The sequence below is a fragment of the Streptomyces botrytidirepellens genome (genome assembly GCF_003721215.1).
Classification (GTDB): Bacteria; Actinomycetota; Actinomycetes; order Streptomycetales; family Streptomycetaceae; genus Streptomyces; species Streptomyces himastatinicus.
In genome coordinates this window covers 1-21,669 of the sequence record NZ_RIBZ01000876.1, presented here as the reverse complement: position 1 = coordinate 21,669, position 21,669 = coordinate 1, and the positions used below count along the sequence as shown (strand labels likewise).

The window sequence follows — 21,669 nt, the reverse complement described above, 5'->3', positions numbered from 1 at the left end:
GCCTCAGGCGAGGCGGTGTTCCCAGCGCAGCGCGGGCCTGTCACCGATCCAGTACGTGTGGGAGCTGGGGGTGACGCGGAGCCGCACGGTGCCGATGTCCGGGCGCCCGCCGCCCTGCCAGGCGATGAGCGCCTGCTCGATGTCGTCCCAAAGCGCCACCGGCCCGCCCTGCCGGACGGTCCAGCCGTGGCCGTTCTCGGCGAACGCGGCGAAGGATTCGCGGTCGGCGTCGAAGAGGTAGAGCTGCGGGGAGCCATCGCCGAGCACGGCGCGTACGCACTGGGCTGCTCCGGGTGCGGCGAGCTGGGCGAGGAAGGCGGGCATCCACTCCTCCAGCAGCGTCGGTGGCACCTTCGCCTCGCGCTCGCTGTCGGCATAGGCGGTACGCGCCGCCAGGTCCCCTGCGAGCGGTGCGGCGGTCTGAGAGCGGGCCTGCATGAACGACGACTGCCCGACGATCCGCCCCTCGGCCGTCCCGTCGTCGCTCACCGTGACCTTGGCGAGGCCGGTGCCGTACGCCCAGGAGCCGGGGGCGACGGTCGTGAGGATGATGCCGCCCGGCTTGGTCTGGCGTACCCAGGTGTGGGGGATGCGGCGTACCGCGCACGTGGCGATGACCCGGTCGTAGGGGGCGCGCCGGGGGTGGCCGAGGAGCCCGTCGCCGGTCACGGTCCATGTGGAGTATCCGGCGGCTTCCAGGGCGGCATCGGCACGGGTGGCCACGCCCGGGTCCACTTCGACCGTGGTGACGTTGTCCTCTCCGAGCCGGTGGCACATCAGGGCGGTGGAGTAGCCGGTACCGGTGCCGATCTCCAGCGCGGTGTGACCGTCCTCGACGTCCAGGGCCTCGAGCATGCCGACGACCGTCACGGGCGTGGTGGACGATGATGTGGGCACGCCGGGGACGGGTTCGGCGGTCTTGGCCACTCCGCGTCGGCCGTGTCCCGGATCGAGTCCGGGCGCATGCGGCTCGACTACTCCGCGCTGGCGCGGTTCGCAGCATTCTTGAACCTCCCACTCGACCGGCTCACCGCGACTCCTGTGCCGGACGTACCCGCGGTCGATACGGTGGAGCGTCCATCGGGCGAGGAGGATGCGGTGCGTCGTAGGAATCTGCTCACCGGTGGGTTGGCGGCCGGAGCGACGGTCGTTGTCGGTGTCGCCCCAGCGGGTGCCGCGTCCGGCCCCTTCGATCCGGCGGCAGCCCTTGAGGACGCTCTCTTCCGGCTCCCCTCCGCCGCCCCGGTTCCGCTGGTCCGCCTTGTCCAGCAGATGGCGGCCGCGCGATCGGAATTCTGTGCCGCTCGCTACACCTCGCTCGGCCGCGCGCTCCCGGGCCTGCTTTGCCGCGGCCTCGGCGACGCGGGACGCGTCGAGCGGGCGGGCGCGGGAGCAGGCGAGCATGGCGCTCGCGCGGGCATACGTGCTGGCGGCCGAATTGGCGCTCAAGCAGCACAACGACGCGGCCTGGGTGGCTGCCGACCGTGCGCTGACCGCGGCCCGGGCCAGTGGCCACCCGGTTCCGATCGGTGAGTCCTCTCGGGTGCTCGCGATCACCATGCGCGGTCGGGGCGTAGCCCGGCTGCGGTGCGGCTGCTCACCCGGGAGGCGGCCGATTTGGATGTCGGTCAGTCCCCGACCGGGGCTGTGCGTACGACGTTGATGTTGACGGCCGCGTACACAGCGGCCACCACCAGGGACCGCGCCACGGCGCTGGGTCTGCTGGACGAGGCCCAGGAGGAGGCCGCGCGGCGCCCGGAGGTACCGGGGCTGTTCACCGTGGACGCCAGCCGGACGCAGGTGGACGTGTACCGGATCGGCGTGCTCAACGCACTCGGCACGCCGGACGAGGGTGTGCAGGTCGCCGCAAGGCTGAACGTCGACCGCATGCCGACGGCGGAGCGCCGCGCCCGCGCCTGGACGGATACGGCCCGCATGTGGCACGCCCTCGGTGACCAGCCGCAGACCTTCGCGGCGCTCCGCCGGGTGGAGCAGGAGGCGCCGCAGGAAGTGCGGCGGCCTGCACTGCGGGCTCTGACGGCGGACCTGTTGTACACGTCCGCCCGCGTGCCGGGCGTGCGGGAATTCGCGGCCCGGACCGGGGCCCTGTGACCCTCGTCCGGATCTGCGACGTGGAGTCCGTGTGGGACGACCTGATGGGCATCTACGAGGAGTGCTGGGCGCACAAGATCCACCTGCCGCACTACGCCCCGGCGGCGTTCGGGGAGCGGCTGCACCGGCGGCTTCGACGGTGGCGGTGAAGGAGATGATGGTCCGTCCGCCGTGGCGCAGGCAGGGGATCGCCCGCAGGCTGCATGACGCCCTCCTGGCAGGGCGGGCCGACACGCAGGTGTCCTTGATGGTGAACCCCCTCAACCAGGACGGGAGGGTGCAGGCCCTCTACACGGCGTGGGGATACCGGGCGGTGGGCACCGCGCAGTCCTCGCCGGAGGCGCCGGTCCTGACGGTGATGGTTCTCAACTGATGTCGAGGACGGCCTTGCCGTGGAGGCGGCGTTCGAGGAGGGCGGTCACGGCTTCCTCCGCCCGGTCCCAGCTGCCGCGCCAGGAGATCTGCGCGTCCAGGTCGCCAGCGGTGAGGCGGGTGGCGAGCCAGGTGAGGTCCGGGCCGAGGTCGGGGCGTTCCAGGAGGAAGAACGTGACGATCGAGCGGTCGTGGCGGCCCGCGTCCCCGTAGAGGGCGCCGAAGGGGAACGTCTCGGGCTGGCCCGTGACATGACCGACGGAGACGAGGGTGCCGTGGGCGGCGAGGGTGTCGTACGCCGCCACGAGCTGGGGGCCGCCTACGAGGTCCACCACGCCGTGCACCGGTTCAGCGACCTCGTCCGGTCTCGCGATCACCTCGTGGGCGCCCAGGGCGCGTAGGGCGTCGCCGTGGGTGTCCGGGGCGCTGGTGGAGGCGATGACGTGGGCGCCGCCGAGGCGGGCGAGTTGGACGGCGTACCGGCCGACGCCGCCGGTGGCGCCCGTGATCAGGATGCGACGGCCGAGGGTGCCGCCGATGCGGCGCAGGGCGCGCAGCGCGCTGCCGCCCGCGACCGGGAGGGTGCTCAGGGCGGCGGGGTCGGCGCCCGCGGGCGGGATGCCGATCAGGCCGGTGTGCACGGCGCGCAGCTCCGCCCAGCCGCCCGCCTCGCCGAAGGTGACGACGGGGGTTCCGGCGGCGGGCCCGGAGCCGTCGGCGGCGGCGCGCTCGATCACCCCGGCGGCGTCCCAGCCGAGCACCGTGCCGTCGGGGGCCTCGGTGCGGTGGGCAGTCTCGCCGTAGTTGAGGGAGGTGGCGGTCACCCGGACGAGGGCCTCGTGCGGGGCGGGCTCGGGGTCGGCGGTCTCGCCGAGGCGGAGACCGGAGGGGGCGGAGCTGTCGACGAGCAGGGCGCGCATGGGGTGTTGACCTTTCCGGCGGGGGTGAGGACTTAGTTATGCCACTGAGTGGCATAAGCGTGCAAGTGGCATTCGCGTTCGCGTTACACTCGGCGTCGTGACTGCCGCCCCCACCCCGTCGCTGCGCGAACGCAAGAAGCGGCGCACCCGTCAGGCGCTGATCGACACCGCGCTGGAGCTGTTCACCGAGCGCGGCTTCGACGGCGTCACGCTGGATGAGCTGTGCGAGGCGGTGGAGGTCTCCAAGCGCACCTTCTTCCGCACCTTCACCAGCAAGGAAGACGTCGCGATGGCCCCCGAACAGGACCTCTGGCGGGCCTTCCTGGAGGAGCTGGAGACCGTCCGCCCGGGCCCACCGACGCTGGTGGAGCTGGGGCGGGACGCGCTGCTGGCCGCGCTGGACCGTATGGACGACGAGGGCTGGGCCCGCCGGGTCCTGCTCAGCCGCCGACTGGCCGAGCGGACGCCCTCGATGGCGGCGCACGGATTTCAGTTCTGCGAGGCCACGACCCAGGGGGCGCTGGAGATCCTGCACCGCAGGTTCGGGGTCGGGGGCGGGGACGACGTACGGCCCCGGTTGGCCGTGGACATGCTGATCGCGGCGCACCACTGCGCCGTCGCGGGCTGGGTGGCCCAGGCAGACAGTGCCGCGCCCCCGGCCACGCGGGACCTGGCCGCCCGCCTCCGCGAGGCCGTCGCCGCCCTGCCGGGCAGCCTCACGATGTCCGTCGAGGGCTGACCGGTGCGCGCGTGGACCCTGCCGGTGCTGCTGGTGCTCTGCGGCTCCGCGATCGCGATCGGGCTGATATCCAGAGGAAGCCCCGGTGCGGCCGCCGCAATCCTGCTGGTGTTCGTGCTGCTCGCGGGCGTCAACTCGGCTCTCGTCTTTCCGCGGTCGATCGGCGCGCTGGAGGCGCAGCGCCGCAGCGCGGCCGACGGTCGGCCCGTCGTCTACTGGCGGCCGGGCTGCAAGTACTGCCTCCGGCTGCGCACCCGGCTGGGCCGTAGCGCCCGCCGGGCGCATTGGGTCGACATCTGGCGCGACCCGGCCGGAGCGGCGGTGGTGAGGGCGGCCAACGACGGCAACGAGACCGTGCCGACCGTCGTCGTGGCGGGCCGACCGCACACCAACCCCGACCCTGAATGGGTACGCGAACAGCTCCCCGGCGCGGTCTGACGGCGGGCGTCAGCTGAAGGCGATCACCAGGCCGAAGCCGAGGAAGAGCGTGCCGCCCAGGGCCAGGCCCGCCATCGGGCCGACTATGTGGCGCCGCATCCATACCCGGGCCTTCTGCGACTCGCCCGGGAGGTACATCACGTCCACCCTCCGGCCGGTCGCCAGCCCCAGGCCGACGCCCTGGATCGCGGTCGCGAACTCCACCTCGTAGTCCTGATGGTCGTGGAACCGGATGATTGGCGTCTGGAGCGCATTCCGGTTCCGGTCCTGGCGGTTGACGACGTTGGCGACCACCAGCCCCTCCGTACGGACCCCCTCGCGACGCAGCCGTCGCACCAGCCGGGCGTCGCGCAGGGCGCTTGCATAGAGGAGTAGGCCGACCGCCACGCACAGCAGTTCGGCAAGGGGCTCGCCCATCGGTGGTTCGCCTCTCGTCGTGTGTGATCTCCCCCGTCCGACATAGGGGACGCGGTGATCCGGAACTTCGGTTGCCGCCTCCCGGGCGCTCTGTCGCGAAGCGACGGGGTGCGGGATCCTGCCGTGGCATGAAGAGACCCATGAACCGCCGTGCGCGCGCCTGGGCCTGGCCCCTCGTCATCGGGCTGGTCGCCACCCTCACCTGGAGTTCACCGGCCGGGGCCGATGCCTCCCGGGCCGGGTTCGGCGAGGCCGTCGACCGCATTCTCGACGACCCCCTGCTGAGGGGCGGGGCGGCCGGGGTGGTGGTGGCCGACGCCGACTCCGGCGCCGTGCTGTACCGGCACCGGGCCGACGACCGGCTGATGCCCGCCTCCAACACCAAGCTGTTCACCTCGGCCGCCGCCATGGGGCTGCTGGGGCCCGACCACACCTTCCGGACCGATGTCCTGGGCGACGGCACCCGCCACGGGCGCACCCTGCGGGGTGATCTGTATCTGCGCGGCACCGGTGATCCCACCCTGCTGGCCGCGGACTACGACCGTCTGGCGAAGGACGTCGCCGACGCGGGGATCACCCGGGTCACCGGGCGGCTGATCGCCGACGACACCCGGTTCGACGCGCAGCGCGCGGGCCGCTCGTGGGCCGCGGACGACGAGTCGTCGTACTACGCGGCGCAGATCTCCCCGCTCACCGTCGCCCCCGACACCGACTACGACGCGGGCAGCGTCATCGTCGAGGTCGCGCCGGGCGCGGCGGCGGGGGAGCGGCCCAAGGTCACGGTCACGCCCAAGACCCGGTACGTCCGCATCGACAACCGGGCGACCACCGGGAGCGGCGGTCTCACCGTCGAGCGCGGGCACGGCACCAACACCATCACCGTCAGCGGTGCCATCGCGGCCGGGGCACAAACCGCCAAGGAATGGGTCAGTGTTTGGGAGCCCACCGGGTACGCCGCCGCCGTGTTCGCCGACGCGTTGAAGAGGCAGGGGGTGCGGGTTGCTGGGGCCACTCGGCTTGGGGAGGGCACACCGGCGGATGCGCGCACTATCGCTTCGCATCGGTCCATGGCGCTCAAGAAGCTGCTGATCCCGTTCATGAAGCTGTCCAACAACATCCACGCCGAGGTGCTCACCAAGGCCATCGGCTACGAGACGGCGGGCCGGGGCACCTGGAGCGCGGGGCTGGCCGCCATCGCTGACTGGCTGAAGAAGCAGGGAGTGGACACCGGAGCGGTGCGCCAGGTCGACGGCTCCGGGCTGTCCCGGATGGACAACATCGCGGCCGGGCAGTTCACCGAGCTGCTGCTGGCGGTCCGTCAGCAGCCCTGGTACGCGGAGTGGTACGCGTCGCTGCCGGTGGCCTGCGCCCCGGACCGCTTCGTCGGCGGCACGCTGCGCTCGCGCATGTGCGGCACCCCGGCCGCGGGCAACGCGCGCGGCAAGACCGGCTCCCTGACCGGCGCCTCCGGGCTCTCCGGGTACGTCACGGACGCGGACGGCCGGGAACTGGTCTACAGCATCGTCCTCAACAACTACCTCGCCCCGTCGGTGAAGAGCCTGGAGGACGCGATCGTGGTGACGCTCGCGACGTCCGGCGAGGGCCGCACCGAGGGGGTGCGGCCCCGGACTGTACGGGGCGGGCAGTCAGCGGATCTTGAGTGCTCCTGGGTCAAGCCTCGTCGTTGCTGAGCGGCAGCGTCAGGGCGGCCGTCCCCGCCTCCGCGTCGGCGGACGGCCCGCCCACCACCTCCACCCGCCAGGGCGCCGGGGCCCGGCCGGCGGCCTCGGCGTGCAGCGTGTCCCCGTCCCGTACGACGGTGAACGCGACGGCCGTCGAGCCGTCCGGGGCGGGGACCCGCACGGTGACCCCGGTGCCGGGCAGGGCGGAGGGTTCGTACACCCGCAGCGTGATGCCGTCCGCCCAGTCGGCGTCCGGCCGGTCGTACGCCGCGCCGAACGGGATCACCGCGCCCGGCCGGGCCAGCAGCGGCACGCTGAGGAAGCCGTGCCGCTCGTGTACCCAGCGCGGGCCGCGCACGGTCCGGCCGCTGAGCACGTGCGTCCACATCCCGTCCGGGACGTAGTACGCGACCTCGCCCTCGTCGTCGAAGACCGGCGCGACCAGCAGATCGCCGCCGAGCATGTACTGCCGCTCCAGGCCCGCGCACCCCGGGTCGCCGGGGAATTCGAGGACCATGGCGCGCATCATCGGCACGCCCTCGCCGTGCGCCTGCCGCGCCGCCTCGTACAGGTACGGCATCAGCCGCAGCTTCAGCCGGGTGAAGAAGCGCAGCACAGCGACCGACTCCTCGTCGAAGTGCCAGGGCACTCGGTAGGAGGACGAGCCGTGCAGCCTGCTGTGCGAGGACAGCAGCCCGAAGGCGATCCAGCGCTTGAAGAGCGCGGGGTCGGGGGTGCCCTCGAAGCCGCCGATGTCATGGCTCCAGAAGCCGAAGCCGGACAGCCCGAGGGAGAGCCCGCCGCGCAGCGATTCGGCCATCGCCTCGTACGTGGACTCGCAGTCGCCGCCCCAGTGCACCGGGAACTGCTGGCCGCCCGCGGTCGCGGAGCGCGCGAAGACGACAGCCTCGCGCTCACCCCGGCTCTCGCGCAGCGCCTCGAAGACGGTGCGGTTGTAGAGGTGGGTGTAGTAGTTGTGCATCCGCTCGGGGTCGGAGCCGTCCGCGTACACCACGTCCAGCGGGACCCGCTCGCCGAAGTCGGTCTTGAAGCAGTCCACGCCCATGTCGAGCAGCGCGGTCAGCTTCTCCGCGTACCAGGCGCGCGCGGCGGGGCTGGTGAAGTCGACCAGGGCCATGCCGGGCTGCCACAGGTCCCACTGCCACACCGAGCCGTCCGGCCGTTTCAGCAGATGACCGGCCGCCTTGCCCTCGGCGAAGAGCGGGGAGCGCTGCGCGATGTACGGGTTGATCCACACGCAGACGCGCAGGCCCTTCTCGCGCAGCCGCCGCAGCATGCCCGCCGGATCGGGGAAGACGCGCGGGTCCCAGGTGAAGTCGCACCAGTGGTGCTCGCGCATCCAGAAGCAGTCGAAGTGGAAGACGGACAGCGGCAGTTCGCGCTGCGCCATGCCGTCGACGAAGCCGGTGACCGTCTCCTCGTCGTAGGAGGTGGTGAAGGAGGTGGACAGCCACAGCCCGAAGGACCAGGCGGGCGGCAGCGCGGGGCGGCCGGTGAGGGCGGTGTAGGTGCGCAGGATGTCCTTCGGGGTGGGCCCGTGGATGACGTAGTACGTCAGCTCCTGGCACTCGGCGCTGAACTGGACGCGGGAGACCGCCTCCGAGCCGACCTCGAAGGAGACCTCGCCGGGGTGGTCGACGAAGACGCCGTAGCCCGCGTCGGTGAGGTAGAAGGGGACGTTCTTGTAGGCCTGTTCGGTGGCGGTGCCGCCGTCGGCGTTCCAGATGTCGACGGTCTGGCCGTTCTTCACCAGCGGGCCGAAGCGCTCGCCGAGGCCGTACGCGGAGGTGCCGACGCGTAAGGCCAGCCGCTCGCGCAGGTAGTGGTGGCCGTCGGCGGTCTCCATGATGCCCGCGTCCTTGGGCCCGCTGCCGGTGAGCATGCGGCCGTCCGCCTCGAAGGCGACGCGCCAGGGGCCCGTGCGCGCGATGCGTACGGTGAGGGCGCCGGAGGTGAGCCGGGCCTCGTCCTCGTCGCAGGCCACCTCCCCGTACGAGCCGCCGGCCAGCTCGAACGACGGGCCCCGGTCCGCTCCGCCCGCGAAGTGGGTGAGCCGGACCCCGATCACGCCGGGCAGCGGCGCGGTGCAGGTCAGGGTGAGGACCGGGCCCTTGAGGAGGTCGCCGCGGTGGCGGACGGGATGGGTCGGGGCGTGCACGGTGAGGTGCCCCGGGCCGGTTTCCACGTCGAGGACCCCGGTGGGGTGGGCGGCGCTGACGCCCTCACGCAGCAGCCAGTAGCCGTCGCTGAACTTCATGCGGGGCCCTCCTCGTTGTGTGCGTCATTTGACCGCGCCCGCGGCGATGCCGCGGGTCAGGGTCCGCTGGAAGATCAGGAAGAAGATGACCGCGGGGACCACGCCGAGCAGGGCGGCCGCGTTGGTCATGGTGGCGTCCATCAGCCGCTGGCCCTGGAGGACGCCGAGGGCGACCGACACCGTCTGGTTGTCGTTGGAGATCAGCATCACCAGCGGCAGCAGGAACTCGTTCCAGGTCCAGATGAAGAAGAACACCAGCAGCACCCCGATGGTGGGGCGGCTGACCGGCACCACCACCCGCCACAGCACCTGCCACTTGTTCGCGCCGTCGATCCGGGCCGCCTCGACGATCTCCCGGGGGAAGGCGCCGAGGACGGAGGAGAGCAGATAGGTGCCGAACGCGGCCTGGATGACGATGAAGACGAGGATCACGCTCAGCCGGGTGTCGTACAGCCCCGCCTCCTTCGACAGGTAGTAGACGGGGTAGACCAGCGCCTCCTGCGGCAGCATGTTGGCCAGCACGAAGAAGGCCAGCACCCAGGGGCGGCCCTTCACCCGGCCGATGCCGATGGCGTACGCGTTGAGGACGGACAGCACGGCGGCGCCGATCGCGACCGATCCCGAGATCAGTACGGAGTTGATCAGCTTCTGCCCGAAGTCGACCCGTTCCCAGAAGTCCGCGATCCCGTCCAGATAGAGCCCCTCCGGCAGGCTCAGCGGCCCGTTCGCGGAGTACTCGGCGGGCGACTTGACCGCGTTGAGGGCGACCACCAGGAACGGCAGCACCATGAGGACGGCCGCCACGATCAGCGCGGCCAGCACCGGATATCGCCTGAGGGCCCTCACCGCTCCTGGTCCTCCGCCCTCGTCTGGAGGCGCAGGGCGACCAGGGCCAGCGCCAGGATGATCACGGTGAGCACGGTCGAGACGGCGGAACCGTAGCCGACCTGCGTCTTCTCGAAGAACGACTGGAAGGAGAAGTACGAGGGGACATTGGTCGCTCCGCCCGGGCCGCCCTTGGTGAGCACGTACACCGCGCCGAACACCTTGAGCGCGGCGATCGTGCACCACAGCAATACGACGGAGATCTCCGGGCGGATCTGCGGCAGCGTGACGTGCCAGAACCGCCGCCACCACGAGGCGCCGTCCAGCTCGGCCGCCTCGTACAGGGACGGGTCGACGCGCTGGAGCCCCGCCATGAACACCACCAGCGGAAAGCCCAGCTGGACCCATACCATCACGCCCATCACGATGTACAGCGCGAGGTCCGGGTCGCCCAGCCAGTCGTGGCGCAGCGAGCCGAGGCCCACCGCCTTCAGCAGATCGTTGAGGGCGCCGTCCTCGGGGGCCAGGATCCAGCTCCAGACGATGCCCGCCACCGCGATCGGCAGCACCTGCGGGAGGTAGAAGCAGGCGCGCAGCACGCTCGCGGTGCGGGAGCCGAAGTGCTTGCCGACGAAGTCGAACAGCGCGGCGGCCAGCACCAGACCGAGCGCGGTCGGGATCGCCGCCATCGCCACCACCATGGCGAGGCTGTGCCGGAAGGACTCCCAGAAGGCGTCGTCGTCCAGCAGCGTCCGGTAGTTGTCCAGCCCGGCCCACTCCGGGGTGCCGACGCCCTGCCAGTGGGTGAAGCTGATCCCGGTGTTCATCAGGAACGGGACGACGATGACGGCGAGGAACGCCAGCGCGCCGGGGATCAGGAAGAGCGTGTACGGGTACTCGCGCTGCCTGCTCATCCCTTCGGCGCGCCCGCCTCGTACGCCTTCTCCAGCGCGTCCAGATAGGCGTCCGGCTGCGCGTCGCCCGTCATCAGCTTCTGGGTCTCGGCGACGAGGGTGTCGTAGAAGCCGGGCACCGGCCAGTCCGGGTAGAAGGCGAGGCCGCCGCCGTCGGAGTAGGCGGTGAAGTCCTGGATCAGGCTCTTGGCCTTGGGGTCGGTGATCGCGGCCGGATCGGCGGCCACGGGCACGCCGCCCTTGTTGCCCAGGGTGTTCTGGATGCCCTTCTTCATCGTGATGTCGATGAAGTCGTACGCGAGCTGCTTGTTCTTCGCGCCCTTGGGGACGACCCATAAGTTGCCACCGGAGCCGAGCGTCAGCTGGGAGCCGGGGAAGGGGAACGTGCCCCACTCGTCCTTGATCTCCGACTTGAAGCGGCCGAACCACCAGCTGCCGGAGAAGAACATCGGGTACTTCCCCGCGATGAACGCCGCGCCCGCGTCCTCGGCCTTGGTGCCGCTCGAACTCTTCGCGATGTAGCCCTTCTTCACCCAGTCGGCGAAGGTCGTGGCGCCGTAGGTCCAGGCGGCGTCGTGGAAGTCGGGCTCGCCCTTGTACTGCTCGTACGCGTCCACCCAGGAGCGGTCGGCCCGGGAGAGGGCCAGCTGGTAGACGTACTGCTGGGCGGGGTATTCGGCGCCCGCGTTGGCGAGCGGGGTGACGCCCTTGCGCGTGAAGTCCTCCAGCGCGGCGGTGAACTCCTTGAAGGTGGTCGGCACCTTCACCTTGTGCTTCTCGAAGAGGGTCTTGTTGTAGAAGACCATCGTGTACTCGGCGTAGTTCGGCACCCCGAACCACTTGCCGGAGCCCATCACGCCCTGCGCGTCGTACCGGCTGGTGGTGCGCACTCCCGCGCTGAGCGGCTTGTCCCAGCCGCGCTTGGTGACCTCCGGGGAGAGGTCGGTGAGCAGCCCCTGCTTGGAGAGCAGCCCGGTGGTGGCGTTGCCCTTGTTGTACTCCATGAGATCGGGCGCGCTGTCCGAGCCCAGCACCATCGAGGCGGTCTTTCGAATCTGTTCGAAGCCCTTCTCCTCGAACTTCACCGTCACGCCCGGATGGCTCTTCTTGAACTCCTCGATCGCCTGGTTCCAGGCCGCGCCCATGGCGCCGTTGGGCGCCTCGTAGTGCCACAGCGTGAGCGTCTTGCCGTCCCCGGCCTCGTCCCCACCGCCCCCGCACCCCGCCAGGACCAGGGCCCCCGCGACCGCGGCCGCGATGGCGGTCCCCGTTCGTCTCGTCCGTTTCCGTGCCGTCAACATCCACTGCCTCCGGGAGGGTTGGGAGGAATGTGCACGTGCAACGTTCGTCGAAGCGCTTCGATGGGCAGAGGTATAGGCGGGCGCGGAGAGGTATGTCAATGGCGTTGACAAAATGCTGGGGAAGCCCGTGGATCAGGGCAGGGGGGAGGCATGCGCCGCGCCGCCCCCCGGCCTCCCGATTGGGCAGCGCGTCAGGCGGTGACGATCACCAGGCCGTGACCTGCAGGAGGAAGACACGCTCCAGCCGTGGGATCACCTGGCAGACGAACATGCCGCCGGATACAAGGTGATTCTCGCCGCGCGGTGAGGGGCCTTGATAGGCAGTGCCGTCCAGGTAGAGGGCGGCCGCCGCTCGGACCAGTTCGTCCGCCTTCTTCTCCACTTCGGCGATCAGGGCGGGTGGGGCGCCGCCCGCGACGTGCTCTTCGCTGGGCTCGTACTCCCACGCTCAGCTCACGCGGTCGCCTCCCGGGCCTCGTTCACGACGGCCAGGAGTTCCTGCATGGCTGCGCGCCACGCGGGGTCGTTCCTGTCGAGGGTATGGACCGCGTGCTCGGCGTTGCGACGTCGCGCGGCCAGGTCGGGGCGGCGCTCGATCTCGACCTCGCCTGCCCAGATGGTCAGCCACTGGTGGATGGGGCCCAGATTGTTGTGCTCGGCCGCCAGCGCGAACGCCTCGTTCTTCTGCGTTTCCATCTCGCCGAGGCGGTGGGGCGCGACCCGTGCCAGTGCGAGGCGCAGCGATTCCGGGGTCCGCTCCGGCCGGGGGACAACGCCGTCCACGGGCGGTTCGACGGAATGTGCGCTCATGCGATCCTCCGGCAGGGCGGGCGGGTGGTGCAAGAGGCACGGTACCGGGCGCAAGCGGGTGTGCGCGCAATGACGATTGCGTCGATGACCGGGCCCCGGACACCCTCACCGCACCCCGCCGCCGCGGGTGAGAGCAAGGTTTCGTGCCGGTCACCTCTCGCCACAGGCCGGTAATGCGCCGTCCCTACTGTCGGCAGGGACACCGAGCACTGTGGAGGCCCTGATGACTGCCCCGACCACCACCCCCGCCCGCAAGGGGGGCCGCTGGATCGAGGAGTGGGATCCGGAGGACGAGACGTTCTGGCGGGAGAAGGGGGAGCGGATCGCGACCCGCAACCTGGTCTTCTCCATCCTCTCCGAGCACATCGGCTTCTCCATCTGGAGCCTGTGGTCCGTGATGGTCCTGTTCATGGGACCGGAGTACGGGGTCGACCCGGCCGGGAAGTTCTTCCTGGTCGCGATGCCCACCCTGGTCGGCGGGATCCTCCGCGTCCCGTACACCTTCGCCGTGGCCCGCTTCGGCGGCCGCAACTGGACGATCATCAGCGCCGCGATGCTGCTGGTGCCCTCGATCACGGCCGCGGCGGTGATGGAGCCCGGCACCTCGTACACCACGTTCATGGTGGTCGCGGCGCTCACCGGGGTCGGCGGCGGGAACTTCGCCTCCTCCATGACCAACATCAACTCCTTCTACCCGCTGCGCAAGAAGGGCTGGGCCCTCGGGCTCAACGCGGGCGGCGGCAACATCGGCGTGCCGGTCATCCAGCTGATCGGCCTGCTCGTCATCGGCACGGCCGGGGCCTCCCACCCGCGGATCGTGCTCGCCGTCTACATCCCGCTGATCGTGATCGCGGCGGCCCTCTCGGCGCTCTTCATGGACAACCTGGCGCCGGTGAAGAACGACGCCGGGGCGGCCAAGGAGGCGGCCCGGGACGCCCACACCTGGATCATGTCGCTGCTCTACATCGGCACCTTCGGCTCGTTCATCGGCTACAGCTTCGCCTTCGGACTGGTGCTCCAGAACCAGTTCGACCGCACCCCGCTCCAGGCCGCCTCGCTCACCTTCATCGGCCCGCTGCTCGGCTCCCTCATCCGCCCCGTCGGCGGGCGGCTGGCCGACGTGTACGGCGGGGCGCGGATCACGCTGTGGAACTTCGCCGGGATGGCCGCCGCCACGCTCGTGGTCGTCTACGCCTCCGCGCAGAAGTCGCTGCCCGTCTTCCTCACCGGCTTCATCGCCCTCTTCGTCCTCAGCGGACTCGGCAACGGCTCCACGTACAAGATGATCCCCGGCATCTTCCAGGCCAAGGCCCTCGCCCGCGGGCTCACCGGCGAGGAGGCCGCGGGCTACGGGCGGCGGCTGTCCGGCGCGGCCATGGGGCTGATCGGGGCGGTCGGCGCGCTCGGCGGGATCGGCATCAACCTGGCCTTCCGGGAGTCCTTCGGCAGCGCCCACTCCGGCACCCCGGCCTTCGTCTCCTTCCTCGCCTTCTACGCCCTGTGCTCGGCGGTCACCTGGGCCGTATACCTCCGCCGCAGCCCGGCGAAGGCCCGGCCCGCGGGAGCCGGTGCGCCGGAGGCGCAGACGGCGCGGCAGCCCGCCTACGCGGATGTGTGAGGCGACACCTTCCAGGGGCGTACGGTCGTAAGGCGTGCCCGTGACCGTACGCCCCGTTACAACCGGGAAACCTCCGTGAACCGCGCCCGACACGGGACGGCGCCAGGATGACGACTCACCCCAAGGCGCGCATACGACAGTGAACCGGGACGAGAGCCGAGAGCCAGAGCCACATGCAGCGAGACCACCACCAGGCGACGCCGACCGTCGGCCCCCTCGCGGGGTTCACCGTCGGCGTCACCGCCGCGCGCCGCGCGGACGAACTCGGCGCCCTGCTGCTGCGGCGCGGCGCGGCCGTCCTGCACGCGCCCGCACTGCGGATCGTGCCGCTCTCCGACGACTCCGAACTGCTCACCGCAACCAAGCAGTTGATCGACCACGCACCCGACGTGGTGATCGCCACCACCGCCATCGGCTTCCGCGGCTGGATCGAGGCCGCCGACGGCTGGGGGCTGGGCGACGCCCTGCTGAACCGGCTGCGCGACATCGAACTGCTGGCCCGCGGGCCCAAGGTGAAAGGCGCCGTACGGGCCGCCGGGCTCACCGAGAAGTGGTCCCCGGCCTCCGAATCGATGGCCGAGGTGCTCGACCGGCTGCTGGAGGAGGGCGTCGACGGCCGCCGCATCGCCGTCCAGCTGCACGGCGAGCCGCTGCCCGGCTTCGTCGAGTCGCTGCGTGCCGGGGGCGCGGAGGTGGTCGGCGTGCCGGTCTACCGGTGGATGCCGCCGGATGATCTCGGCCCGGTCGACCGGCTGCTGGACGCGACCGTCGCCCGCGCCGTGGACGCCATCACCTTCACCAGCGCCCCCGCCGCGGCGAGCCTCTTGGACCGCGCCGAGCGGCGCGGCATGCGCGAGGAGCTGCTCGACGCGCTGCGCCACGATGTGCTGCCCGCGTGCGTCGGCCCGGTCACCGCGCTGCCGCTGGAGGCCCAGGACGTCCCCACCAGCCAGCCCGAACGCTTCCGGCTCGGCCCCCTCGTCCAGCTGCTGACCAGCGAACTCCCCGGCCGGGTCCGCCCGTTGCCGGTCGCAGGCCGGCGGCTGGAGATCCGCGGCCACGCGGTCGTCGTGGACGGCGAGCTGCGCACCGTCCCGCCCGCCGGAATGGCCCTGCTGCGGGCCCTGGCCCGCCACCCGGGCTGGGTCGTGGCCCGCGCCGACCTGCTGAAGGTCCTCCCGGGCGCGGGGCGCGACGAGCACGCCGTGGAGACGGCGATGGCCCGCCTCCGCACCGCCCTGGGCTCGCCCAAGCTGATCCAGACGGTGGTCAAGCGGGGCTACCGGCTGGCGCTGGACCCGGTGGCCGACACGAAGTACGGCGACGGGTAGCGGCAACTGTCTCCGGGCCCGGGGGTTTCGTTGCCGGGTGCGGCCCGGTGGCCGGGTTGTGCCCACCCGTTCCTCCTCCAGCTACCGCTGGGAGGTGCCCCCTCTGCGGAACGATTGCCCACAACCCGGGGCCCGGCGGCGGGGACACAACACCTCGACCTTCCGGCGGAGCGGGGCGGGGCGGAGATGTCCCGCATCCCAGCCCCTCCGGCGTTTGAGGAGCGGGGTCCAGGGGCGGAGCCCCGGCGGTGGTGCAGGGGGCGGAGCCCCCGCAACGGGGGCCGGGGCGGAGCCTCCCACGCGGCGGAGCCGCATATCGATACTGCGGGAAGGGGCGGGGCGGGGAACATCCGCCTCCGCCACGACGGCGGGGTACCGGGCCGGGCCCGGGACGGGCACCCTGGAGGGAGCCCAGCGGCGCCCTGGAGGTGACAGGAACATGGCGGCGGACGCCTTCGACCTGCGGTTCGACTCCGGGCGGATCTGCCTGGACCTGGTGGCCACCGTTGACGGCCGCCTCAGCGAAACCCCCGTCGAACGCCTCGACGGCGTCGAACCCCTCAGAGCCTGGCTGCTCGGCACCGGCCTGATCCCCGGCGGCACCGCCCTCGACGCCGTCGACACCGCCTGGCTCACCCGCTTCCGCGCCGCCCGCGACCTCCTCCACCGCATCGTGCACACGGAGGTGGAGGGCAGGGCCGCAGGGCCGGACCTGGAACGAGTGAACGCGCTCGCCGCCACCGCCCCGCCCGCCGTGCGGGCCGTACGCGCCACCGACGGCACCCTCGTCGCCCGGCTCGCCGCCGCCCCCGACTGCGGGGCGCTGCTCGCCCAGATCGCCCGCGACGCCGTCGCGCTGCTCACCGACCCCGTCGCGCGGGGGCAGTTGCGGCGCTGCGAGGGGGAGAGCTGCTCGCTGGTGTACCTGGACACCTCGCGGGGCCGTCGCCGCCGCTGGTGCTCCAGCGAGTTGTGCGGCAACCGGGAGCGCGTGGCACGCCACCGACGCCGTTTAAACCCACAGCGCGAGCAAAACATGAACGAGTTTCAGACATGACGCAGGCCCCGGATGGGGGGACCGGGGCCTGCGGGGCGGTGTTTGGGGAGGGAGCCCTTTATGGTGGCCGACGCCCGCCCGGCGCCGGGTTCTCGGCCTCAAGTACGTGGCGTGGCCCGGGAAATGTTCAGCGCAGAAGTGGGAGGAATGTCACAGGGTTGTGAATGAACGGCGGATCATTCCAGCCCGTACGCCCCTCGACCCAGCGCCTTGCGTACGCAAAGATGCCCTCGTGACCGAGAGGACGACACCGGACGACGCGCTGATGCGCGCGCTCTATGCGGAGCATGCGGGCCCGCTTCTCGCCTTCGTCCTGCGCCTGGTCGCAGGCGACCGGCACCGCGCCGAGGACGTGGTTCAGGAGACGCTTTTACGGGCTTGGCGCAACGCCGACCAGCTACAGCGCAGTGGCGGTTCCGTACGCCCGTGGCTGGTAACCGTGGCTCGCCGCATCGTCATCGACGGCCACCGAAGCCGCCGTGCCCGCCCCCAAGAGGTCGACGCGGCCCCCCTGCATGTCATGCCCGCAGCGGATGACATAGATCGGGCGCTCCGTCAGATGACCATTTCCGATGCCCTGAATGACCTGTCCGATGCGCACAGAGAGGCGCTCGTCGAGACATACTTCAAGGGACGGACGGTGAGTGAGGCTGCGGGAGTGCTGCGCGTGCCGCCCGGGACCGTACGATCCCGGGTTTACTACGCGCTGCGTTCGCTCAAGCTCTCACTTGAGGAACGGGGGGTCTCGGCATGATGCCGACAGCGGACGACCAGCAGCACACCGCCGTCGGCGCCTATGCGCTCGGCGTCCTCGACGCGGCCGACGCGGCGCGTTTCGAGGAGCACCTGATCGGGTGCGAGCGGTGTGCGGCAGAGCTGGACGGGCTGATGGGCATCCCACCACTGCTGGCGGACTACGCGACCAACACCGACGGCACGGCCGTCCACGACCCCGCCACCCTCACCGCCCGCCCCGGGCCCGAGATGCTGGACCGACTGCTCGACGAGGTGACGGTCAGCCGCCGCACGAAGAACCGCAGGCGGCTCTTCCTCGTCGCCGCGGCGGGCCTCATGATCGTCGGCGGCCCGCTCGCGGGCGCTGCGGTCACCTCGGGCTCCGACGACGGCGGGGGCGGCACCAACCCCCCGATCGCCGCGGCCAACCCGGCGCAGGCGGCCTATGACCAGGGCAAGAAGTACAGCTCGGTGGACCCCGAGACCAAGGTGGACGCCTCGGTCTCGCTGGCCCAGAAGGGCTGGGGCACCGCCATCGCGCTCAAGTTGGGCAACCTCAAGGGGCCCAAGAGCTGCGATCTGATCGCCATCGGCAAGGACGGTCACGAGGAGACCGTCACGACGTGGGCCGTGCCCAGCGCGGGCTACGGGATCAAGGACGGCGACGGCTCCCGCTGGAACAAGGAGCCGCTGTACGCGCAGGGCGGCGCGGCGATGAACGAGAGCGACATCGCCCGCTTCGAGGTCCGCACCCTCGACGGCCGGCGGCTGGCCGAGGTCAATATCTGAGCCGGTCCGGGCCGGTCGATATCCGAGCGGCGCGCACGGGTGGGTGTACGGTTGACGGCTGCCCTATGTACACAGAAGGGGGCTTGGGTGGCCGCGCAGAACGCCACGCAGAACGTTACGCGGAACGTCACGCACGAAAGCCGGACGGCCCCGCCGCGTGACGCCGGGGACGGGATCCGGGACCGTGAGATCCGGATCGAACAGACCCATCTGGACCGCGTGTACCGCCGCCTCGAGGAGAAGATCCACGAGGCGGAGTTCCTCATGGACGACGCCGCCAAGCGCGGCCAGGTCGGCACCCCGGGCGCGCTCGCCGAGCGCGACGCCCAGGTGTTCCGGGCCGGGGTCCACCTCAACCGCCTGAACAGCGAGTTCGAGGACTTCCTCTTCGGCCGCATCGATCTGCTCCTCGGCAAGGACGGCGAGCGCGGCCCGGACGGTGCGTACACCTCCGTGGAACCCGCCGACGACGCCATCCGGCCGGGGGAGGACGGGGACCGCGCGGAGATCGCGGAGACCCTGCACATCGGCCGCATCGGGGTGCTGGACGCCGACTACTCCCCGCTGGTGATCGACTGGCGGGCCCCCGCCGCCGCCCCCTTCTACCGCTCCACCCCGGTCGCTCCCGGCCGGGTCGTGCGCCGCCGCGTGATCCGCAGCAAGGGCCGCCGGGTGCTGGGCGTCGAGGACGACCTGATGCGCCCCGAGCTGACCGCGACCCTCGGCGGCGAGGCGCTGCCGGTGGTCGGCGACGGTGCGTTGATGGCCGCGCTCGGCCAGGCCCGCGGCCACACCATGCGCGACATCGTCGCCTCCATCCAGGCCGAGCAGGACATGGTGATCCGCGCGCCCGCCGCCTCCGTCACCGAGGTCGAGGGCGGCCCCGGCACCGGCAAGACCGCGGTCGCGCTGCACCGCGCCGCGTATCTGCTCTACCAGGACCGCAGGCGGTACGCGGGCGGCATCCTGGTCGTCAGCCCCACCCCGCTGCTCGTCGCGTACACCGAGGGCGTGCTGCCCTCGCTGGGCGAGGAGGGCCAGGTGGCGATCCGCGCGGTCGGCTCCCTGGTCGAGGGCGCCGAGGCCACCACGTACGACGAACCGGCCGTGGCCCGGATCAAGGGCTCGTCCCGCATGACGAAGCTGCTGCGCAAGGCGGCCCGCGGCGCCCTGGAGCTGCCGTCCGCGGGCCCGGCGCCCGCCGACGGCGACGGCCAGCTGAGCCTGGACGACGCTGCCGCCGCGGCCGACGCGCCGGGCAGAGGCGAGAGACCCGGCGGGCCGCCCGAGCGCCTGCGGGTCGTCGCCTTCGGCAGCCGCATCGAGCTGGACGCCGAGGAGCTGCGCGGCATCCGGCAGAACGCGCTGGGCGGCACCGCGCCCGTCAACCTGCTGCGCCCGCGCGCCCGCCGCCTGCTGCTGGACGCGCTGTGGGCCCGCTCGGGCGGCCCGCGCCGCTACCCGGACCCCGAACTGGCCGCCGAGGCGCGCGAGGGCTTCGACGAGGACATCTCCGGCGAGGACGCGTTCGCCGACTTCCTGGACGCCTGGTGGCCCGAGCTGACCCCGCGCTCCGTACTCGCAGCGATGGCCGACGAGAAGCGGCTGGGCCGCTGGTCACGGCGGGTGCTGAACCCGCGCGAGGCCCGTCTGGTGGCCCGTTCCCTGGCCCGGCTGGGCCAGGACGGGCAGGGCCCGCTGTCGGTGCACGACGTGGCGCTGCTGGACGAGCTGCACACCATCCTGGGCGCCCCGTCCCGCCCGGCGAAGCCCCGCGAGGTCGATCCGCTGGACCAGCTCACCGGTCTTGAGGAGCTGACCACCTTCGCCGACCGCAGCGGCCCCCGGCGCGGCCGCGCGGACCGGGCGGAGCAGGAGCGCACCGACTACGCGCACATCATCGTGGACGAGGCCCAGGACCTGACGCCCATGCAGTGGCGGATGGTGGGGCGGCGCGGCCGCCACGCCACCTGGACGGTGGTCGGCGACCCGGCCCAGTCCTCCTGGTCCGACCCGGACGAGGCGGCCGGGGCCCGTGACGAGGCGCTGGGCACCCGTCCGCGCCGCCGCTTCACCCTCACCGTCAACTACCGCAACCCGGCGGAGATCGCCGAGCTGGCCGCCAGGGTGCTGGCGCTCGCGATGCCCGGCACCCCCTCGCCCCGCGCGGTGCGCTCGACCGGCGCCGTGCCGCGGTTCGCGCCGCTCCCGGACGGCGACGGCGACCTGGCGCGTCACGTCCGCGCGGAGGCGAACCGGCTGCTGGACGAGGTGGACGGCACGGTCGGCGTTGTCGTCGCCATGGGCCGCCGCGAGCAGGCCCGCCGCTGGCTGGCGGGGCTCGGCGACCGGGTGGTGGCGCTGGGCAGCCTGGAGGCCAAGGGGCTGGAGTACGACGCGACGGTGGTGGTCTCGCCCGCCGAGATCGCCGACGAGTCACCGGCCGGGCTGCGGGTGCTGTACGTGGCGCTCACCCGGGCGACCCAGCGGCTGACCGTGGTCCCGGGGGAGCGCGACGACCCGGACCGGGACGGCGTCCCGGACCTGCTGAGGGACTGAACGGATCCGCTGAGGGACCGTCCGGGGGACGGAGCGAAATCGGGCCGTCCGGTGGGGAATCGCTTCCAGGGATGGTTTGTTAGCCTTGCTGTGGCACCGGCTCGATCCAAGCCCCCGGGCCCAACCATCGTCGCTACGAGCGACCACTTGCCGCGAGGCGAGCATGGCGGGTCGGTGCCACCTACAACGTCATAGCGCGGAGGTCCGCGTCCTCAGCCGAGGACGCGGACCTCTTCGGCTTGCGGGCCCTTGCGGCCCTGCACGATCTGGAATTCGACCCGCTGGTCGTCCGCAAGGCTGCGGTAGCCGTTGCCGTTGATCGAGCTGTAGTGGACGAAGACGTCCGGCCCGCCGCCCTCCTGGGCGATGAAGCCGTAGCCCTTCTCGGCGTTGAACCATTTGACGGTGCCCTGAGCCATGCCCGCTGCTCCTCGTGTTTCTCGACGCCGGTGGACGTCGTTCGGCGCTGTGCGCGCCAGAGCCTAGGGGCGTGCGCTGCGGGAACGGTCCGCCTCGCCCGGCGTTCCCGCGAAGGAGTGGGGCTTTCCACTCGGCTGACCCCACGTGGCATGTCAGAACAATATGTCCGAAAGTCGGGCCGGGTTACCTCGTACCAGAAGGTAGGTGCAACCATCTGAGGACGTGGCCCCGCAATCCGGGGCCCGGCACACCTGGCACAAGGGAAAGCAGAGGAAGACGGTCATGGCAACGGCGCCCAGCGTCTCGTACTCGATGACGGTCCGGCTGGAGGTCCCCGCGAGCGGTACCGCGG

General features: G+C 71.8%; 22 protein-coding genes. 12 read left to right on the top strand and 10 right to left on the bottom strand.

Going from position 1 to position 21,669, the window contains the following annotated elements; all coding sequences use genetic code 11:
• Nucleotides 1-3: 3 nt before the first annotated feature.
• Entirely contained in the window at nt 4-1,449 is a 1,446-nt protein-coding gene (gene tgmC, locus EEJ42_RS53625; RefSeq protein ID WP_246097974.1) for an ATP-grasp peptide maturase system methyltransferase, read from the bottom strand.
• 138 nt (nt 1,450-1,587) lie between these two features.
• Between tgmC and EEJ42_RS53620 the strand changes: the two genes are divergently transcribed.
• From EEJ42_RS53620 to EEJ42_RS48040, 3 genes are read left to right on the top strand one after another with little or no spacing between them, the layout of a single operon-like run.
• A complete protein-coding gene (locus tag EEJ42_RS53620) occupies nt 1,588-2,112 on the top strand; it encodes a hypothetical protein (protein WP_246097972.1) in 525 nt (174 codons plus the stop codon).
• The gene (locus tag EEJ42_RS53615; RefSeq protein ID WP_246097970.1) at nt 2,109-2,261 is read left to right on the top strand and encodes a hypothetical protein; all 153 of its coding nucleotides are present in this window, start codon (nt 2,109-2,111) and stop codon (nt 2,259-2,261) included. Before EEJ42_RS53620 ends, EEJ42_RS53615 begins: the two co-directional genes overlap by 4 nt.
• A gap of 5 nt (nt 2,262-2,266) precedes the next feature.
• The gene (locus EEJ42_RS48040) at nt 2,267-2,485 is read left to right on the top strand and encodes a GNAT family N-acetyltransferase (RefSeq protein ID WP_246097969.1); all 219 of its coding nucleotides are present in this window, start codon (nt 2,267-2,269) and stop codon (nt 2,483-2,485) included.
• On the opposite strand, the gene EEJ42_RS48035 is transcribed toward EEJ42_RS48040, so the two are convergent.
• On the bottom strand, nt 2,478-3,404 hold the full coding sequence (locus EEJ42_RS48035; protein WP_123108454.1) for a zinc-binding dehydrogenase: 927 nt from the start codon (nt 3,402-3,404) through the stop codon (nt 2,478-2,480). The two genes, EEJ42_RS48040 and EEJ42_RS48035, sit on opposite strands and share 8 nt — an antisense overlap.
• A gap of 97 nt (nt 3,405-3,501) precedes the next feature.
• On the opposite strand from EEJ42_RS48035, the gene EEJ42_RS48030 reads away from it, so the two are divergent.
• A complete protein-coding gene (locus EEJ42_RS48030; RefSeq protein WP_123108453.1) occupies nt 3,502-4,143 on the top strand; it encodes a TetR/AcrR family transcriptional regulator in 642 nt (213 codons plus the stop codon).
• 3 nt (nt 4,144-4,146) lie between these two features.
• The gene (locus EEJ42_RS48025; RefSeq protein WP_123108452.1) at nt 4,147-4,581 is read left to right on the top strand and encodes a glutaredoxin domain-containing protein; all 435 of its coding nucleotides are present in this window, start codon (nt 4,147-4,149) and stop codon (nt 4,579-4,581) included.
• 9 nt (nt 4,582-4,590) lie between these two features.
• On the opposite strand, the gene EEJ42_RS48020 is transcribed toward EEJ42_RS48025, so the two are convergent.
• The gene (locus tag EEJ42_RS48020; protein ID WP_123108451.1) at nt 4,591-4,998 is read right to left on the bottom strand and encodes a DUF3592 domain-containing protein; all 408 of its coding nucleotides are present in this window, start codon (nt 4,996-4,998) and stop codon (nt 4,591-4,593) included.
• Between the two features lie 128 nt (nt 4,999-5,126).
• Between EEJ42_RS48020 and dacB the strand changes: the two genes are divergently transcribed.
• Nucleotides 5,127-6,689: a D-alanyl-D-alanine carboxypeptidase/D-alanyl-D-alanine endopeptidase gene (dacB, locus tag EEJ42_RS48015; protein ID WP_123108450.1), complete on the top strand. Its 1,563-nt coding sequence runs from the start codon at nt 5,127-5,129 to the stop codon at nt 6,687-6,689.
• Here dacB and yicI read toward each other — a convergent pair.
• From yicI to EEJ42_RS47985, 6 genes are all read right to left on the bottom strand, one after another.
• Complete coding sequence (gene yicI / locus EEJ42_RS48010) at nt 6,670-8,958, bottom strand: alpha-xylosidase (RefSeq protein ID WP_123108449.1); 2,289 nt, start codon at nt 8,956-8,958, stop codon at nt 6,670-6,672. The genes dacB and yicI overlap by 20 nt on opposite strands.
• Before the next feature lie 24 nt (nt 8,959-8,982).
• Nucleotides 8,983-9,747, bottom strand: coding sequence for a carbohydrate ABC transporter permease (locus EEJ42_RS48005; RefSeq protein ID WP_123108465.1), 765 nt, complete (start codon nt 9,745-9,747; stop codon nt 8,983-8,985).
• 53 nt (nt 9,748-9,800) lie between these two features.
• Nucleotides 9,801-10,697 carry a carbohydrate ABC transporter permease gene (locus EEJ42_RS48000; RefSeq protein ID WP_123108448.1) on the bottom strand — a complete coding sequence of 299 codons (897 nt, stop codon included), beginning with the start codon at nt 10,695-10,697 and terminating at the stop codon, nt 9,801-9,803.
• A complete protein-coding gene (locus tag EEJ42_RS47995; RefSeq protein ID WP_123108447.1) occupies nt 10,694-11,998 on the bottom strand; it encodes an ABC transporter substrate-binding protein in 1,305 nt (434 codons plus the stop codon). The genes EEJ42_RS48000 and EEJ42_RS47995 overlap by 4 nt, the downstream gene beginning before the upstream one ends.
• Before the next feature lie 205 nt (nt 11,999-12,203).
• Nucleotides 12,204-12,380: a hypothetical protein gene (locus EEJ42_RS47990; RefSeq protein WP_246097968.1), complete on the bottom strand. Its 177-nt coding sequence runs from the start codon at nt 12,378-12,380 to the stop codon at nt 12,204-12,206.
• A 71-nt stretch (nt 12,381-12,451) separates the two neighbouring features.
• Entirely contained in the window at nt 12,452-12,808 is a 357-nt protein-coding gene (locus EEJ42_RS47985) for a hypothetical protein (protein ID WP_123108446.1), read from the bottom strand.
• A 223-nt stretch (nt 12,809-13,031) separates the two neighbouring features.
• On the opposite strand from EEJ42_RS47985, the gene EEJ42_RS47980 reads away from it, so the two are divergent.
• The 6 genes from EEJ42_RS47980 (at nt 13,032) to EEJ42_RS47950 (ending at nt 20,897) form a co-directional block, all read left to right on the top strand.
• Nucleotides 13,032-14,426 (top strand): nitrate/nitrite transporter, encoded by a 1,395-nt coding sequence (locus EEJ42_RS47980; RefSeq protein WP_123108464.1) that lies wholly within the window; start codon nt 13,032-13,034, stop codon nt 14,424-14,426.
• 173 nt (nt 14,427-14,599) lie between these two features.
• Complete coding sequence (locus EEJ42_RS47975) at nt 14,600-15,757, top strand: uroporphyrinogen-III synthase (protein WP_123108445.1); 1,158 nt, start codon at nt 14,600-14,602, stop codon at nt 15,755-15,757.
• A 439-nt stretch (nt 15,758-16,196) separates the two neighbouring features.
• Nucleotides 16,197-16,814 (top strand): CGNR zinc finger domain-containing protein, encoded by a 618-nt coding sequence (locus EEJ42_RS47965; protein WP_123108443.1) that lies wholly within the window; start codon nt 16,197-16,199, stop codon nt 16,812-16,814.
• Between the two features lie 232 nt (nt 16,815-17,046).
• Nucleotides 17,047-17,568, top strand: coding sequence for a sigma-70 family RNA polymerase sigma factor (locus EEJ42_RS47960; RefSeq protein ID WP_039938820.1), 522 nt, complete (start codon nt 17,047-17,049; stop codon nt 17,566-17,568).
• Complete coding sequence (locus tag EEJ42_RS47955; RefSeq protein WP_123108442.1) at nt 17,565-18,338, top strand: anti-sigma factor family protein; 774 nt, start codon at nt 17,565-17,567, stop codon at nt 18,336-18,338. The genes EEJ42_RS47960 and EEJ42_RS47955 overlap by 4 nt, the downstream gene beginning before the upstream one ends.
• 174 nt (nt 18,339-18,512) lie before the next feature.
• Complete coding sequence (locus EEJ42_RS47950; protein ID WP_184503623.1) at nt 18,513-20,897, top strand: HelD family protein; 2,385 nt, start codon at nt 18,513-18,515, stop codon at nt 20,895-20,897.
• A gap of 212 nt (nt 20,898-21,109) precedes the next feature.
• Here EEJ42_RS47950 and EEJ42_RS47945 read toward each other — a convergent pair whose 3' ends face one another.
• Nucleotides 21,110-21,316 (bottom strand): cold-shock protein, encoded by a 207-nt coding sequence (locus tag EEJ42_RS47945; protein WP_009717477.1) that lies wholly within the window; start codon nt 21,314-21,316, stop codon nt 21,110-21,112.
• Between the last annotated feature and the right edge of the window lie 353 nt (nt 21,317-21,669).